Consider the following 16,393-nt stretch of genomic DNA (forward strand, 5'->3'; position numbering starts at 1 on the left):
TCTTCAACACTGTGGTGCCCCCGGAAACGGTTGATCCACCGCCCCCGAGGGCACCGAACGGCTCAGCCTCTCAGCCGGCCCGCCGCGCCAGGGCCACCCGGGAGCGGGTGAAGAGCGCCGCCAGGCCGCCCGCCAGCAGCGGGACCGCCACGGCCAGCAGGCCGATGGTCGCCCAGGGCAGCACGATCGGCGTGTACGCGGACTCCATGGGCTGCTGCCGCATGTACTCCATCGCCTCGCGCAGATCGACCAGCCGCAGTGCCACCGCGGGCACCAGGCCCGCCGCCGTGCCGAGCAGCACCCCGGTCAGCGCCACCACCAGACACTGGAATCCGGAGAGCGAGCGCCGCACGAGCGGGGGCGCTCCGACCGCGCTGAGCGTGGTGAGGTCGGCCTCCGCGTCCGCCTTGGCCAGGCCGGTCGTGATCGCGGCGGCGCCCACCGTGACCACCCCGGCGAACAGGGTGAGGATCAGCAGGATCGTGCTGCCCCGGTCGTTGGGCCCGGAGTTCGTCTGCACCCAGAGACCGCCGCCCGCCTGGTCGATGGCCGCCGTGACCCGCTGGTTCTCCGCTTCGGTGGGGTCGTGGGCGACGGCGTACACACTGCCGAGCGGCTGCGTGTGCAGGCCGAGCCGTTCGGCGGTCGGCTGCGGGAGGATCATGCGGATGCCGGGCGTCGTGGCGTACTCGGCCTTCGCGATGTACACCTTCAGCCGGTCCGTCGTCTTCCGGGCGGGCCCGGGGTGCAGCTTGCGGTTCTTCTTGTCCTCGGCGTTGTAGGTGTGGACGGCCTTGAGGGTGACCTCGCCGTTCTCCGCGTACGCCTCGTTGAGCAGGACCGGGGTGCCGGCCTTCAGCGCGGCGGCCGCCGCCGGGTCGTCCAGCTTCACGTACGTGCCGAGCAGCGCCGCGTCACCGACGACGATGTTGTCGGAGTCGTAGCTGAAGGAGCCGGTGGAGTTGTGCACGTCCACGCAGGCGGGGGTCCGCATCATCGCGCGGTGCTCGTCGGCGGAGAGCCGCGCGGCCAGCTCCTTGGCGCCCTTGGTGGCGAGCGGGCAGGTGTGGCCCTTGCCGGTCGGCTTGACCAGCGAGAGGGAGCCGCAGCCGCCGTTCTCGTCCTCGTAGTAGGCGTTGCAGTCGCTGCCCGCCCAGACCCGGGAGATGTCGGCCCGGCCGCCGGTCACCGCCATGTCGTGCTCGACGGCGGCACGGGCCGCCGGAAGCCGCTCGGCGGCCTCGGAGTCGCCGGCCGTCAGGGCGATCGTGCCCTTCGTCAGCATCGGCATATAGGCGTAGTCGGACTCGGCCAGGCTGCTGGACATGTACGTCGCGATGGCGACGGAGCCCGCGACCGCGGCCATCACGGCGGCCACCGCCGGAGCGGTACGGCCCCGGTTGCGGGCCGCGTCCCGCAGCGCCATCCGGGGCGACAGGGGGAGTCTGCGACCGAGCCGGCCCAGCAGCCCGACGATCACCGGGATGCAGGCCAGCAGGCCCAGCTCGGCGACGACCGAGCCCCCGGCGACCAGCGTGGAGTTGCCGCCGGTGCCCCCGTACACGGCGATGAGCACACCGACCGCGAGCACGCAGGCGCCGGTGATCGGCAGCACCCGGGAGCCGCGGCGCACCCCGCGCCGGCCGGTCAGCGACTCCAGGACGGACTGCCGGCCGGCCACGATCGCCGGGGCGAACGCCGCCAGCAGGCCGGTGACCAGACCGAGCACGGCGATGACCGCGAGTTCGGCGGGGTGGAGCGCGAGGGAGCCGAAGCGGTGACCGGCCCAGCCCTCGATCAACGGCCGGAAGACCGCCGTCAGCAGCAGGCCGGTCGCGACACCGGCGACCGCGCCGACGCCGCCGAGGACGAGACCGCCGCCGAGGACCACCGCGCGGACCTGGCTCCGGTCGCCGCCGCAGGTGCCGAGCAGGCCCAGCTGGCGCCGGGAGCGGCGGGCGCCGACGGCGAACGCCGGACCGGCCAGCAGCACGACCTCCAGGAGCGCCATCGCGACGACGGTGATCAGGGCGGCGCCGGTCTCGTCGGACTCGTAGCTGCGGTCGTTGGCGTACTGCGGGTTCGTCCGCAGCAGCGGGATCTCGGATTCCGGCGGCGGGTTCTCGAAGACCTGCCGGGAGGTGACGAGGGCACCGGCCTTGTTGGCGGCCAGCACGTCCTGCCAGACGATCCCGGCCTCCCCGGCCCCCTCGACCAGCCACCGCGTCTCGCCGGGCTGGGGCGCCGGCACCTTCTTGTCGCGCTTCGCCAGGGCCGCCCAGGGGGCGATCACCGCGCCCGGCTCCGCGTACAGCTGTTTCGCCTTCAGATCGGCGGGCAGCTCCACCGCGCCGGTGATCGTGTACTTCTCGCCGGAGGTCGTCACCGTGACGTCGGAGCCCACACGCAGACCCGCCGACTCCAGGAACGCCTCGGTGGCCACCACTTCGCCCGGGGAGCGCGGGAACGCGCCCCCGACGAGGGCGATCCGCCCACGGGCCATCCGGTCCGAGGTCCTGACCTCGGTGATCTCGGTGCTCGCGATGCCGTACGAGGTGGTGACGGTCGCGGACACGGACTGCTCGCTGATCGCCCGTACGCCCTTCGGGAACACGGCGCGCATGTCGACCGGCTTCGGCGGCTCGGAGGGCTCCTTGCCGCTCGCCCTGTCGTACATGTCGCCGTCGGGCATCTGCTGGATCGGGCCCAGGCCGACGTCGCTGTAGACCGCGTCGGCCGAGCCGATCTCGGCCGTCAGCTCCTCGGCCGGGCTCAGCTCCGCGCTGCGGTACGTGATGTCGGCGGCCGTCACCCCGAGGACCGGCAGCGCGATCATCGCGACCACCAGGGCGCTGCGGCCCTTGGCGCGCAGGGCGTCGCGGCGGGCTATCCGGAGGGCGGCGCGCCACCCCGTGAAGAGGCTCACTCGGCTCCCCCGGCGGCCAGCAGCGAGTCGGCCCCGACCGTCAGCGTCTGGTCCACGATGGAACCGTCCCGGAGGAAGACGACCCGGTCCGCCCAGGCCGCGTACCGCGGTTCGTGCGTGACCATCACCCCGGCCGCGCCCTGGTCGCAGCGGTTGCGCAGGAGCGCGAGGACGGCCTCGCCGGTCTCGGAGTCGAGCGCCCCGGTCGGCTCGTCGGCGAGGACCAGGCGCCGGTCCCCCACCAGCGCGCGGGCGATGGCGACGCGCTGCTGCTGGCCGCCGGACATCTCGTCCGGGAAGCGGTCCGCGATCTCCAGGAGGTTCATCTCCTCCAGCGCGGCGCGGGCCTCCTTGCGGGCCCTGCGGACCGAGACGCCGTCCAGCTCGCGCGGCAGGGCGATGTTCTCGGCGGCGGTCAGGGCGGGGATCAGGTTGTAGTCCTGGAAGACGTAGCCGACGCTGCGGCGGCGCAGGGCGGCGAGGCCCTTGCGGCCGAGCGTGGAGATGTCCTGGCCCTCGATGATCACCTGGCCGCCGCTCGCGGTGTCGAGACCGCCGGCGAGGGTGAGCAGGGTGGACTTGCCGGAGCCGGACGGGCCCATGACGGCGACCAGCTCACCGGCGTGCACCGACAGGCTGATGCCGCGCAGCGCCTGCACCTCGGCGATGCCGGTGCCGTGGGTGCGGGTGAGCGAGCGGAGTTCGAGCACCGGTGCGTCCACCGGCAGGGGCGGGGCGGACGGAGACGGGACGTGCGGGGACATGGTTCCCTCTCGGAACGGGTGGATGGAGAGGCGCCGGACTCAGCGGCGCGTGCGGGACCGGGCGGAGGGCCGCGCGGCGGAGCGGGCGGCCGGGCCCGGCGGCGGACCGGGCTCCGGCTCCGTGGCGGCGGCCTCGGCGAGGCGGGTCAGCCGGGCCTCGCAGTGGTCGAGCCAGCGCGCCTCGGCCTCGGCCTGGAAGATCAGCTGCTCCACGACGAGCAGCCAGGCCACCTCGTCGCGGTTGGCGGGGGCCTGGGCGAGGGACCGCGCCTTGAGGCGGGTGTAGTCCTGCATCGCCTTCACCGTGTGGTGGCGCTGGGCCTGGATGACGGCCCTGATGTCGACGCCGGGCGCCCCGACCGCCATGGCCAGCTTGATGGCCAGCTCGTCACGGGGCGGGTTGCTGCGGTCGACCGGCGTCTCGAACCAGGCGCGCAGCTCGGTGCGCCCGGCGTCGCTGATCGAGTACAGGGCGTGGCCCTGGTCGTCCTCGCCGTCCTGGACGACCAGGCCGTCGCGCTCCAGCCTGCTCAGCGTCGTGTACACCTGCCCGACGTTGAGCGGCCAGGTGGCGCCGGTGCGCGATTCGAATTCGGTGCGGAGCTGGGAGCCGTAACGCGGCCCGCGCTCCAGGAGGGCGAGGAGCCCGTGACGGATCGACATACTGAGTATGTATACCGAGTATGTTGATCACCGCAAGTCTTCGCGGAAGCGGTCCGGAAGGGTTCGGGAGCGGTTCGGAAGCGGTTCGGAAGGAGGGCGGAACGTCAGCGGGCGCGGAGCATCCGCAGCGCGAGGAAGCCGAGACCCAGCCCGACCAGGGCGATTCCCGCGCCGAGCGACAGCTGCTGGACCCGGCGCACGGCCGTCCCGCTCAGGGCCTGCCGGCCTGCGGGCGGGGGATCGCGGAAGTCGGCCGGGTCGGGGGTGAAGACCGGCACCGCGGCGGATTCGGAGGGCGAGGGCCGGGGCTCCCGGTCCTCCAGCGCGTCCTGCCGGGCCACCTCGGCGGCCGAGCGGCCGGGCCGCTGCCGCCCGCCCCGGCGGGCCACCCGGCAAGTGGAGACTGCGCGTCCACGGACCGGGACGCGCCCGGCGAAGGAGAAGCAGACGGCGAAGGAGAAGCGGAGGGCGAGGGAGAAGCAGACGGCGAAGGCTGCCCGGACGCGCCCGGCGCCGCCGCCCCCAGGGTCGCGGCCGCCGTCAGCGCCAGGCAGGCCACGCCCCGGGAGGAGCGCGCGCGGAGCCGTCCCGAAGCCATGCGGTCACCGTCACACGCGACGGCACGACCGGCATCCCGGGTGAGGCGTACGGATGGCCCCCACCCCGCTCCCGCCCGTGGGCGCGGGAACTACGCGGGGTCCCCCGTGGCGATCTCCAGCTCGAAGTGCGCGCCGACCTCGGGCACCGCGGTCCCGGACGACGGGAACTGGTTGACGACCTGGTCCTCCGCGTACGCGTTGCCCGGGACCTTCTTCACCTTGAGCGTCCAGCCCGCCGCGTCCGCGCAGGCGCGCACCGAGAGGATGTCCTTGTACATGAAGCTCGGGGCGTCGACCTTCTGCGGGTCGTCGGTGTCCTCCGACGCGTCCGTGCAGTCCTCCGTCTTCATCGTCCGGTTCCGCTCCGGATCGCGGTGCTCGCCGGACGGGGACTCGGTGGCCTTGGCGTCCGTGCCGCCCTTGTCGTCGCCGTTCATCGCGATGACCGTGATCAGGCCGCCGATCGCGACCAGGGCCACGACGATCGAGCCGATGATCACCGGCATGTTCCGCTTGGAGCCGCCGCCCGAGGCGGGCGCCTGGTGGGACACCGTGTACGGCGCAGGCGTCCGGTGCTGCATCGGCGCCGGGCTCTGGTAGGCCGGGGCGGCCGTCTGCGGGTAGCCGTACGACGGATTCGTGGCGGGCGCCGGAGTCGCCGGGCCGTACGGGCCGGGGGACTGGTACGGGCCCGGCTGGTACGGCGTCTGGACGCTCTGCGGGGCGGGCGCGGACTGGTCGACGGGCGGGAAGACCGCCGAGCCGACGCCGGAGCCGCTGTTGGCCGGGGCGCCGCCGTCACCGACGATCACCGGGGCGCCGGTGTGGCCGCTCGCGCTCAGCACACGGGCGATCTCGTCCTGCATGGCCGCCGCGCTCGGGAAGCGCTCGTTCGGGTTCTTCTTGAGCGCGCGGGCGACGAGGGCGTCCATCGCCGGGGTCAGCGAGCGGTTGATGGTGGACGGGGCGACCGGCTCCTCCTGCACATGCGCGTACGCGATGGCGAGCGGGGAGTCCGCGTCGAAGGGGAGCCGCCCGGTCAGCAGCTGGAAGAGCATGATGCCGACCGAGTACAGGTCGGAGCGGGCGTCGACGCCGCGGCCGAGGGCCTGCTCGGGGGAGAGGTACTGCGGGGTGCCGACGACCATGCCGGTCTGCGTCATCGAGGTCACGCCCGACTGCATGGCGCGGGCGATGCCGAAGTCCATGACCTTCACGACACCGCGCTTGGTCACCATGACGTTGCCCGGCTTGATGTCGCGGTGCACCAGGCCCATCTCGTGGCTGGTGTCGAGCGCGGCCAGCACGTCCGAGGTCACCTTGAGCGCCTTGTCGGCCGGCATCGCGCCCTGGGCGCGGATGTCCGCCGCGAGCACCGAGCCGAGCGGCTGCCCCTCGACGTACTCCATGACGATGTACGGCATCAGCGCGCCGCCGAGCTCGTCCTCGCCCGTGTCGAACACCGAGACGATGTTGGTGTGCTGGAGCTTGGCGACGGCCTGGGCCTCGCGGCGGAAGCGCTCGCGGAACGACTGCTCGCGGCCCAGCTCGGTGTGGAGTGTCTTGATCGCGACCTGCCGGTCGAGGGCGGAGTCGTACGCCAGGTATACGGACGCCATCCCGCCCTCGCCGAGCAGGTCGCGCAGCTGGTAGCGGCCGCCGGCGACGGACCCGCCCGCGTAACGACCCTGCGAACCGTGTCCGCCGTCGTGGCTCATGACTTGCTTCCCCCTCGGCGCGCGACTCCCGGGAACTCGGCGCGCGACTCACGCGATCATCCGTAATTACCGGCCAAGTCTGCCGTAGGGGTACGACACGTCAAGCCGGGTGCCCGTTCCGTGACCGTACGCGCTGGAAGCGTCTCGGAAGCGTTACAGGATCAGCATGGAATTTGCGTCGGCGGCGCGCCAGCCGATTGGATGGCCGGTCCGGCGCCGAATCGGCCTGTCCTACCGAGGCTGTAGCGTGACGGGGCAATGCGGCCGGCAGCGAAGCCGGCGACGCGGCAAGGCACCGTGAGACCCCCGCGGACGCGCGGACGCGCGAACAGACGCGGACAGATACGACGGCGAGGACTGATGGCACCCGAACCCGAAGCAAACGGCGGCGGCGTTCCGGATGGCACCGATTCCTGGGGCATCGGCGGGGTCGTCGGCGACGGACGCTACCGGCTGACCCATCGGCTCGGCCGGGGCGGCATGGCCGAGGTGTTCGCGGCGGAGGACGTCCGGCTCGGGCGCACCGTCGCGGTGAAGCTGCTGCGCTCCGACCTCGCCGAGGACCCGGTCTCCAAGGCCCGCTTCACGCGCGAGGCGCAGTCGGTCGCCGGGCTCAACCACCACGCGGTCGTCGCCGTGTACGACTCCGGCGAGGACACCGTCGCCGGCCAGACCGTCCCGTACATCGTGATGGAGCTGGTCGAGGGGCGCACCATCCGCGACCTGCTGATCAACGCCGAGGCGCCGCCGCCGGAGCAGGCGCTGATCATCGTCTCCGGGGTCCTGGAGGCGCTGGCCTACTCGCACCAGCACGGCATCGTGCACCGCGACATCAAGCCCGCCAACGTGATCATCACGAACTCCGGCGCGGTCAAGGTGATGGACTTCGGCATCGCCCGCGCGCTGCACGGCGCGCAGTCCACGATGACCCAGACCGGCATGGTCATGGGCACGCCGCAGTACCTCTCCCCCGAGCAGGCGCTCGGCAAGGCCGTCGACCACCGCTCCGACCTGTACGCCACCGGCTGCCTGCTGTACGAACTGCTGGCGCTGCGGCCCCCGTTCACGGGCGAGACGCCGCTGTCCGTGGTGTACCAGCATGTGCAGGACACCCCGGTCCCGCCGTCGCAGATCCTGGACTCGGTGCCGCCGGAGCTGGACGGGCTCGTCATGCGCTCGCTCGCGAAGGACCCGGACGACCGCTTCCAGAGCGCCGAGGAGATGCGCGGGCTCGTCCAGTACGGCCTCCAGATGCTCCAGGTGCAGGGCGGCCACACCGGTACGTGGAACACCGGCCCGGTCGTCCTGGGCGGCGGGCCCGGCACCCCGCCCGGCGGCATGACCGGCGCCACCCGCGCCATGGGCGGCTACCCGCAGCACGGCGACACCTCGCAGTCCCCGATCCTGCCGCCGATGAACCCGGACGACGGGGGTTACGACGGCGGCTCCACCCGGCAGGGCGGCGGCGGGCGCGGCAAGTTGTGGCTGTTCGTCGTGCTCGCCCTGATCGCGATCGGCGCGGGCGTGGCCATCGCGCTCAACGCGGCGAACGGCGGCGGCCAGAAGCACGAGAAGCAGCCCACGAAGACCTCCAGCGCGCCGACGCCGACCGAGGACTCCCCCTCCCCGACCCCCGACGACACCCAGGACAACACCCAGCAGCCGGGCGACAGCACCGGCGGCGGCTGGGACGACGACACCTGGTCGCCGTCGCCCACGCCGAGCGAGACCGCCGAGTCCCCGTCCGCCAGCTCGCCCCAGCCGGGCACGGGCGGCACGGACAACGGCGGCACCGACGACGGCGGCACCGGCAACGGGGCCGGCGGGAACAGCGGCAGCGGTTCCAACAACGGCGGTACGGGGAACACCGGCGACACCGGTACGACCACCGAGGGCGGCAGCACCGGCACCAGCGACGGCGGCAGCACGGGCACCAGCGACGGCGGCAGCACCGGTACCAGCGAGGGCGCGGCCGAGGGTTCGGAGGGCGCCCCGGGCGGCGTCGCCGAAGGCGCCTCCGCCGGAACGACGGCGGGCACGGCGGGCACGGGCACGGGCAACAACTGAGCCCGCTCACCGAGCCCGGTCACCCCGTGAAGGCCGCGCGCACCGCCTCGTACTCACGGGTCCACCAGACCGCCAGGGCCGACACCGCGGGGAACTGCGGGTCGGCCCTCCGGTCGTTCAGGCAGTAGCGCCAGCGCAGTATCCAGAAGTCGTTGAGCCGTTCCCACCAGACCCGGTGCACCGCCGCCGCCAGCTCGCCGGCGTCCGCCCCGGCCGCGCGCCGGTAGGCCCGGGCGTAGGCGCGCACCTTCGCCAGGTCCAGGGCGCCGGCCGGCTGCACGAAGAAGATCGCCGCCGCCCGGACCGCCTCCTCCGCCCGGGGCTGGACGGCCAGCCGGTCCCAGTCCAGGATCGCGACCGGGTCGGCGCCCCGGTAGAGCACGTTCAGCGGGTGGAAGTCGCCGTGCACCCAGCCGGTCGCGGGCGCCCCCGGGTCGGGCGGGCGCCGGTCGGCGTACCGTTCCAGCAGGGTGCGCCGCTCGCGCAGCCGGTGCTCGGCCAGCTCGTCGAAGGCGTCCCGTCCGGCGCGTCCGCGCGCGGCGGCGAGCAGGTCGCCGATCAGCGCGAAGGTGTCGGCCGCCTCGGGGCTCGCGTACCCGGGCGGATGCCCGCCGCCGCTCCCCGTGTCGCGCTCGGCCGCCATGACCCGCTCCAGACCCGTGTGTACGGCTCCGAGGAGCGTCCCGAGCCGTGTCGACTGGGCGAGGGTGAGCTGGGCGCCGCCCCGGTGCAGGCCGTCGACCCAGGGGTGGAGGGCGTAGCAACGGCCGGCGATCTCGGTGACGGTCTCACCGTCGCGGGCCCGGACGGGCGGGGCGACGGGCACTCCGAGTGACTGGAGGCGCCGGGTCGCGCGGTGCTGGCGGACGATGGTGGCGCGGTCGCGGGTGGTGTCGTCCGAGTGGTGCTTGAGGAAGTACGAGCCCCGCGTGGTGGACACCCGGTAACCGTGGTTGAGCAGGCCCTGCGAGAGCGGGGTGCAGCTGAGCGGCGTACCGGCGTCCGGGTAGCGGCGGAGCACCTCGCCGACCGGCGGAACCGGCGGGGAGGCGACAGATGAGCGCGACACGCGTCAGATGTTAGATCACGCTGCGTTGCTGATCTGCCGGCTTGCGTGGAAGTCCAGAGTGTGCACGGTGACGAAGTGAGGTTCGAGCCAGAGGTACGAGGGGGCGAAGGGCTCGCCGTTGACCTCGACGGGCGGCGGCCCGAAGCGCTCGCGCTGCGCGGGGGTCGGCTCCACGACCCGGGCAGGGCCGGTGAACTGCACGGACCACAGGTCCTCGGTGCCGACGGGGGCGGTGTTGAAGTTGTCCGCGCCGTAGGCCACGACCGCGCCGTCGCAGGCGCCGTGGTGGCCGAGCCCGCTGTGCATGCGCAGCACGACCCGGCCGTCGATGACGATGTGCCGGGCCACCGTCAGCATCGGGAGGGCCCGCATGCTGGTCGCCAGCCGGCCGTAGGGGACCCGGCCGAGCAGGTCGATCGCGTGGAGTTCCTCGGTGGACATGCCTTCCACTGTCGGCCAGGGCGTGTGGGCCGGATAAGAGGCCGGGGCCCCCGTTTCGCCGGGACCAAAGTCCCTGGCCGGACCCGGCCTAGCGCTTCTCCGCCTGGAGCCGGGCCACGTAGGCGGCGGCCTGCGAGCGGCGCTCCATGCCCAGCTTGGAGAGCAGACTGGACACGTAGTTCTTGATCGTCTTCTCGGCGAGGTGCAGCCGTTCGCCGATCACCCGGTTGGTCAGCCCCTCGCCGATCAGGTCCAGGATCTTGCGCTCCTGGTCCGTGAGGTTCGCCAGCTTCTCGTCGTCCTGCCCGCGCTTCCCGTCGCGCAGCCGCTCCAGCACGCGCGCGGTCGCGACCGGGTCCAGCAGCGACTTCCCCTCCGCCACGTCCCGTACCGCCGCCAGCAGTTCGTTGCCCCGGATCGCCTTGAGCACGTAACCCGACGCGCCCGCCATGATCGCGTCGAAAAGGGCCTCGTCATCCGCGTACGAGGTCAGCATCAGGCAGTGGATGGAGTCGTCCTGCGACCGGATCTCCCGGCAGACCTCGACCCCGCTGCCGTCCGGCAGCCGTACGTCGAGCACGGCCACATCGGGGCGGACCGCCGGAATCCGCACCAGCGCGTCGGCCGCCGTACCGGCCTCGCCGACCACCTCGATGTCGTCCTCCATCGAGAGCAGCTCATGCACCCCGCGCCGGACCACTTCATGATCGTCGAGTAGGAATACAGTGATTTTTCCTTTTTCGCGCACAATCGCAGTCTCACACACTCACCCCTTCCCTGCCGCTGTCGGGCGGGATAACGTGCCGTTGTTCCGGCGGCCTGCGAGGCTGTGATCAGTGCTGTGACCAGCGAGGCTTTCCGAATTCCTCGATTTACTTGGATATCCAAGCAAAATCGCAGGTCAGGGAGGGTTTCGCAGATACGGGAACCACTGGGTAACGTGCCTTGGACAGGGCGCTCGCCGGGGCACCTGTCACGCCTGTTTCCCGGACCGAGCGGCACCCACCCCGTGCACGGGTACGGACACAGGCGAGCCGCACTGGTCTCCCGGCAGACCCCGGGGGCCGGACCGACGGAGGAGCACGCACGTGACCGTGGAGAGCACTGCTGCCGCGCGTAAACCGCGACGCAGCAGCAAGCGGACCAGCGCCGCGAAGACGCCCGCGAAGACGCCGGAGGGTTCGACGCCCGAGCTGGTACAGCTGCTGACGCCCGAGGGCGAGCGGGTCGAGCACCCGGACTACTCGATCGACCTGAGCGCGGAAGAGCTGCGCGGCCTGTACCGGGACATGGTCCTCACCCGCCGCTTCGACGCCGAGGCCACCGCACTCCAGCGCCAGGGCGAGCTGGGCCTGTGGGCCTCGCTGCTCGGCCAGGAGGCCGCCCAGATCGGTTCCGGCCGGGCCCTGCGCGACGACGACTACGTCTTCCCGACCTACCGTGAGCACGGTGTGGCCTGGTGCCGGGGCGTCGACCCGACCAATCTGCTCGGGATGTTCCGCGGTGTGAACCACGGCGGCTGGGACCCGAACAGCAACAACTTCCACCTGTACACGATCGTCATCGGCTCGCAGACCCTGCACGCCACCGGCTACGCCATGGGCGTGGCCAAGGACGGCGCGGACTCGGCCGTGGTCGCGTACTTCGGCGACGGCGCCTCCAGCCAGGGCGACGTCGCGGAGGCGTTCACCTTCTCCGCCGTCTACAACGCCCCGGTCGTCTTCTTCTGCCAGAACAACCAGTGGGCGATCTCCGAGCCCACCGAGAAGCAGATGCGGGTGCCGCTCTACCAGCGCGCCCAGGGCTTCGGCTTCCCCGGCGTCCGCGTCGACGGCAACGACGTCCTGGCCTGCCTGGCCGTCACCAAGTCCGCCCTGGAGCGGGCCCGGCGCGGCGAGGGCCCGACCCTGGTCGAGGCGTTCACGTACCGCATGGGCGCGCACACCACGTCCGACGACCCGACGAAGTACCGGGCGGACGAGGAGCGCGCGGCCTGGGAGGCCAAGGACCCGATCCTGCGCCTGCGCACGTACCTGGAGAAGCAGGGCGCGGCCGACGAGGCGTTCTTCACCGCCCTGGACGAGGAGAGCGAGGCCCTCGGCAAGCGCGTCCGCGAGGCCGTACGGGCGATGCCCGACCCGGACCGGATGGCGATGTTCGACCACGTCTACGCCGACGGCAACCCGCTCGTCGACGAGGAGCGCGCCGAGTTCGCCGCCTACCAGGCTTCGTTCGCCGAGGAGGGCAAGTAACCATGGCCATGGAAAAGATGTCCCTCGCGAAGGCGCTCAACGAGTCGCTGCGCAAGGCCCTCGACACCGACCCGAAGGTCCTCATCATGGGTGAGGACGTCGGCAAGCTCGGCGGCGTCTTCCGGATCACCGACGGCCTCCAGAAGGACTTCGGCGAGGACCGCGTCATCGACACCCCGCTCGCCGAGTCCGGCATCGTCGGTACGGCGATCGGCCTCGCCCTGCGCGGCTACCGGCCCGTCGTGGAGATCCAGTTCGACGGCTTCGTCTTCCCCGCGTACGACCAGATCGTCACGCAGCTCGCGAAGATGCACGCCCGCGCGCTCGGCAAGATCAAGCTCCCCGTCGTCGTGCGCATCCCGTACGGCGGCGGCATCGGCGCCGTCGAGCACCACAGCGAGTCCCCCGAGGCGCTGTTCGCGCACGTCGCGGGGTTGAAGGTGGTCTCCCCGTCCAACGCGTCCGACGCGTACTGGATGATGCAGCAGGCCGTCCAGAGCGACGACCCGGTCATCTTCTTCGAGCCGAAGCGGCGCTACTGGGACAAGGGCGAGGTCGACACCGAGTCCATCCCGGGCGCGCTGCACGCGGCCGCCGTCGCCCGCACCGGCACGGACCTCACGCTCGCCGCGTACGGCCCGATGGTGAAGGTCTGCCTGGAGGCCGCCGCGGCCGCCCAGGAGGAGGGCAAGTCGGTGGAGGTCGTGGACCTGCGCTCGATGTCCCCGATCGACTTCGACACCATCCAGGCGTCCGTCGAGAAGACCCGCCGCCTGGTCGTCGTCCACGAGGCACCCGTCTTCTACGGCTCCGGGGCCGAGATCGCCGCCCGCATCACGGAGCGGTGCTTCTACCACCTGGAGGCGCCCGTGCTGCGGGTCGGCGGCTACCACGCGCCGTACCCGCCGGCGCGCCTGGAGGAGGAGTACCTGCCGGGCCTGGACCGGGTGCTCGACGCCGTCGACCGCTCGCTGGCGTACTGAGGAGAGAGGAGCGTGACCACGATGACCGACACTTCCAACGCTGCTCGCTTCCGTGAGTTCAAGATGCCCGACGTGGGCGAGGGACTGACCGAGGCCGAGATCCTCAAGTGGTACGTCCAGCCCGGCGACACCGTCACGGACGGCCAGGTCGTCTGCGAGGTCGAGACCGCGAAGGCCGCCGTCGAGCTGCCGATCCCGTTCGACGGCGTCGTCCACGAACTGCGCTTCCCCGAGGGCACCACGGTCGACGTGGGCCAGGTGATCATCGCGGTGGACGTGGCGCCGGGCTCGGGCGACCCCGTCGCCGAGGAGCCCGCCGCCGCCCCGGCCCCGAGGCCGCTCCCGAGGAGCCCAAGGGCCGGCAGCCCGTCCTGGTGGGTTACGGCGTGTCCGAGTCCTCCACGAAGCGCCGGGCCCGCAAGGGCGCCGAGACCGCGCCCCCGGCCGCCGCGCCCGCCGCCGTGCAGGCCGAGCTGAACGGCCAGGGCACGGCCGCGATCCCGGAGGCCCGGCCGCTGGCCAAGCCGCCGGTCCGCAAGCTCGCGAAGGACCTGGGCATCGACCTGGCGACGGTCACCCCGACCGGCGTCGGCGGTGTCATCACGCGCGAGGACGTGCACGCGGCGGCGACGCCGTCGGAGCCGGTGGCTCCGGAGGCCCCGTCCGTGGCGCCGGCGGTCGCGGAAGCGGAGGTTCCCGTCCAGCAGGGCGTCCGCGAGACGCGTATCCCGGTCAAGGGCGTCCGCAAGGCCATCGCCCAGGCGATGGTCGGCAGCGCGTTCACCGCTCCGCACGTCACCGAGTTCGTGACCGTCGACGTGACGCGCACGATGAAGCTCGTGGCGGAGCTGAAGGAGGACAAGGACATGGCGGGGGTGCGGGTCAACCCGCTCCTCGTCATCGCCAAGGCCCTCCTGGTCGCGATCAAGCGGAACCCCGGGGTCAACGCGGTCTGGGACGAGGCGAACCAGGAGATCGTCCAGAAGCACTACGTGAACCTGGGCATCGCCGCCGCCACTCCGCGCGGCCTGATCGTCCCGAACATCAAGGACGCCCAGGAGCAGACGCTGCCCCAGCTGGCCGCGTCCCTGGGTGAGCTGGTCGCCACGGCCCGGGACGGCAGGACGTCCCCGGCCGCGATGGCGGGCGGCACGGTGACCATCACCAACGTGGGCGTCTTCGGCGTCGACACCGGTACGCCGATCCTCAACCCGGGCGAGTCCGCGATCCTGGCGGTCGGCGCGATCAAGCTCCAGCCGTGGGTCCACAAGAGCAAGGTGAAGCCCCGTCAGGTGACCACGCTGGCCCTGTCGTTCGACCACCGGCTGATCGACGGCGAGCTGGGCTCCAAGTTCCTGGCGGACATCGCCGCGATCCTGGAGCAGCCCAAGCGGCTGATCACCTGGGCGTAGTCGTCCGCACGAGGGGCCCGCGCGAGGTGCGCGCGGGCCCCTTTGCTTTGTAACAAGGGTGTATGAGACACCGGTTGGGCGCAACGTACCCCCGTCCCGGACGGTTCTTGCTGATCGGAACTGTCAACGGATACCGAGGACGAAACGATGCGCTCTCACAGGATCACCTTCGCCGCCCTGGCCGTCGCCGCGGGCCTCTCGCTCACGGCCTGCCAGAACGACGACGATGCGGCGCAGACCGACCCGTCGCCGGTGGCGACCTCGTCCCCGTCCCGCAGCAGTGCGGATTCCGGCGGTTCGGATGCGGGCGCCGGTGGAGAGGACGCGGACGCGGGAGCCGGCTCCGACGCGAGCGGCCAGGCCGCCAAGTGCCGCACCGACGGGCTGAAGATCACGGCGATCGACAACTTCATCGACGGCGACCCGCGAGGGACCGTCGCGGTGGAGATGGAGAACACCGGCGGCCGGGACTGCGTGGTCGCGGGGTTCGCGGGCGTCGACCTCAAGACCGACTCGGGCTCGATTTCCGCCGACCGCAAGGGTGCGCCCGGAGACCCGTACGTTCTCAAGAACGGGAAGAAGATCGCCTTCTCCGTCACCTACCCGCTCAACGAGACGGGCGGCTCCGGCGTCCGCATCACCGGCTTGGTGGTGACCCCGCCCAACGAGACGAAGTCGGTCACCCTCGCCTGGCCGGGCAAGCCCTCGCTGCCCGTCACGGACGGGTCCGGCGAGCCCGTGAGGGTCGGCCCGATCGGCAGCGCGGGCCAGGGCGGCTGAGCCGTACGACGGGCGCGGCGCCCGGCCCGGTCGGTTACCCGGCCCCGCCGCAGAGCTGGGCGGTCAGGGTCGTACGGGCCCACTCCTCCCAGGCGTCGGGCGTCCAGCCCCGGTCCCGGACGAGGATCAGGTACAACTCCGGGCTGAGCAGCCCGTACAGCAGGTCCGCCGCGCGGTCCGCGTCGATGCCGGGGAGCATGCCGGGCTTACGGACCAGCTCCTCGGCCGCCGCGCGCTGGACGACGTAACGCGGGTCCGGGTCCGAGGTCCACTCCGCGGCGATCTCCGGATCGGTCGCGGAGGCCGCCGCGATGACCGGCATGATCGGTGCGACCCGGCCCAGGATCTCGCGTACGCCCCTCACATGGGCGGCTACTTGGTCCCTCGCGGTGCGTGCGGCGCAGGCGTCGCGGAACCAGTCCCGGTTCATCGTGGCGACCGGTTCGGCGTCGCCCGCGATGGTCGTGTCGACGACGTCCTTGAACAGCGCGCGCTTGTTCCGGAACACGAAGTACACGGTCTGGACGGCCACGCCGGCGCGGTCCGCCACCTCCTGGAGGCTCGTCGCCCCGTACCCCTGCGCGACGAACAGCTCCCGTGCGGCCGTGACGATCTTCTCCCGGGTGAGCCGCGAACGCTCCGCCCGCCCGTCGGGGCGTTTGGCGTTCCGCGAGCCGGGTCCCTTGACGCTGTCCATGGTCCGAGCCTATATCTGGAGT

Annotated in this window: 13 protein-coding genes and 1 pseudogene; 5 read left to right on the forward strand and 9 right to left on the reverse strand. The window is 72.4% G+C overall.

What is annotated here, in order from left to right:
* Positions 1-70 precede the first annotated feature (70 nt).
* The 5 genes from NEH16_RS16190 to NEH16_RS16210 all read right to left on the reverse strand — a co-directional run bounded on the left by NEH16_RS16190 (position 71) and on the right by NEH16_RS16210 (position 6,670).
* Positions 71-2,926, reverse strand: a complete 2,856-nt coding sequence (locus NEH16_RS16190) for an FtsX-like permease family protein (protein WP_265543145.1) — start codon at positions 2,924-2,926, stop codon at positions 71-73.
* Positions 2,923-3,690 (reverse strand): ABC transporter ATP-binding protein, encoded by a 768-nt coding sequence (locus tag NEH16_RS16195; RefSeq protein ID WP_073966596.1) that lies wholly within the window; start codon positions 3,688-3,690, stop codon positions 2,923-2,925. The genes NEH16_RS16190 and NEH16_RS16195 overlap by 4 nt, the downstream gene beginning before the upstream one ends.
* A gap of 39 nt (positions 3,691-3,729) precedes the next feature.
* The gene (locus tag NEH16_RS16200; protein ID WP_073966595.1) at positions 3,730-4,353 is read right to left on the reverse strand and encodes a PadR family transcriptional regulator; all 624 of its coding nucleotides are present in this window, start codon (positions 4,351-4,353) and stop codon (positions 3,730-3,732) included.
* A 104-nt stretch (positions 4,354-4,457) separates the two neighbouring features.
* Positions 4,458-4,742: a hypothetical protein gene (locus tag NEH16_RS16205; RefSeq protein ID WP_265543147.1), complete on the reverse strand. Its 285-nt coding sequence runs from the start codon at positions 4,740-4,742 to the stop codon at positions 4,458-4,460.
* 299 nt (positions 4,743-5,041) lie between these two features.
* A complete protein-coding gene (locus NEH16_RS16210; RefSeq protein ID WP_265543149.1) occupies positions 5,042-6,670 on the reverse strand; it encodes a protein kinase domain-containing protein in 1,629 nt (542 codons plus the stop codon).
* 360 nt (positions 6,671-7,030) lie between these two features.
* Here NEH16_RS16210 and NEH16_RS16215 point away from each other — a divergent pair, with 360 nt between their 5' ends.
* Positions 7,031-8,737, forward strand: a complete 1,707-nt coding sequence (locus NEH16_RS16215; protein ID WP_265543151.1) for a protein kinase domain-containing protein — start codon at positions 7,031-7,033, stop codon at positions 8,735-8,737.
* 19 nt (positions 8,738-8,756) lie between these two features.
* Here NEH16_RS16215 and NEH16_RS16220 read toward each other — a convergent pair whose 3' ends face one another.
* From NEH16_RS16220 to NEH16_RS16230, 3 genes are all read right to left on the reverse strand, one after another.
* Positions 8,757-9,758: a phosphotransferase gene (locus NEH16_RS16220; RefSeq protein ID WP_265547210.1), complete on the reverse strand. Its 1,002-nt coding sequence runs from the start codon at positions 9,756-9,758 to the stop codon at positions 8,757-8,759.
* Between the two features lie 63 nt (positions 9,759-9,821).
* Positions 9,822-10,247 carry a pyridoxamine 5'-phosphate oxidase family protein gene (locus tag NEH16_RS16225; protein WP_073966590.1) on the reverse strand — a complete coding sequence of 142 codons (426 nt, stop codon included), beginning with the start codon at positions 10,245-10,247 and terminating at the stop codon, positions 9,822-9,824.
* 88 nt (positions 10,248-10,335) lie between these two features.
* A complete protein-coding gene (locus NEH16_RS16230) occupies positions 10,336-10,995 on the reverse strand; it encodes a response regulator (protein ID WP_073966589.1) in 660 nt (219 codons plus the stop codon).
* A 340-nt stretch (positions 10,996-11,335) separates the two neighbouring features.
* Here NEH16_RS16230 and pdhA point away from each other — a divergent pair, with 340 nt between their 5' ends.
* The 4 genes and pseudogenes from pdhA (at position 11,336) to NEH16_RS16250 (ending at position 15,674) form a co-directional block, all read left to right on the forward strand.
* Entirely contained in the window at positions 11,336-12,499 is a 1,164-nt protein-coding gene (gene pdhA, locus NEH16_RS16235) for a pyruvate dehydrogenase (acetyl-transferring) E1 component subunit alpha (protein ID WP_265543153.1), read from the forward strand.
* 2 nt (positions 12,500-12,501) lie between these two features.
* Positions 12,502-13,482 (forward strand): alpha-ketoacid dehydrogenase subunit beta, encoded by a 981-nt coding sequence (locus tag NEH16_RS16240; RefSeq protein ID WP_073966587.1) that lies wholly within the window; start codon positions 12,502-12,504, stop codon positions 13,480-13,482.
* A 12-nt stretch (positions 13,483-13,494) separates the two neighbouring features.
* Positions 13,495-14,894 (forward strand): annotated as a pseudogene (locus tag NEH16_RS16245) (dihydrolipoamide acetyltransferase family protein).
* Between the two features lie 147 nt (positions 14,895-15,041).
* Complete coding sequence (locus NEH16_RS16250; RefSeq protein WP_265543155.1) at positions 15,042-15,674, forward strand: DUF4232 domain-containing protein; 633 nt, start codon at positions 15,042-15,044, stop codon at positions 15,672-15,674.
* A 34-nt stretch (positions 15,675-15,708) separates the two neighbouring features.
* On the opposite strand, the gene NEH16_RS16255 is transcribed toward NEH16_RS16250, so the two are convergent.
* The gene (locus tag NEH16_RS16255; protein WP_265543157.1) at positions 15,709-16,371 is read right to left on the reverse strand and encodes a TetR/AcrR family transcriptional regulator; all 663 of its coding nucleotides are present in this window, start codon (positions 16,369-16,371) and stop codon (positions 15,709-15,711) included.
* Between the last annotated feature and the right edge of the window lie 22 nt (positions 16,372-16,393).

Source organism: Streptomyces drozdowiczii, from assembly GCF_026167665.1.
GTDB classification, from domain to species: domain Bacteria; phylum Actinomycetota; class Actinomycetes; order Streptomycetales; family Streptomycetaceae; genus Streptomyces; species Streptomyces drozdowiczii_A.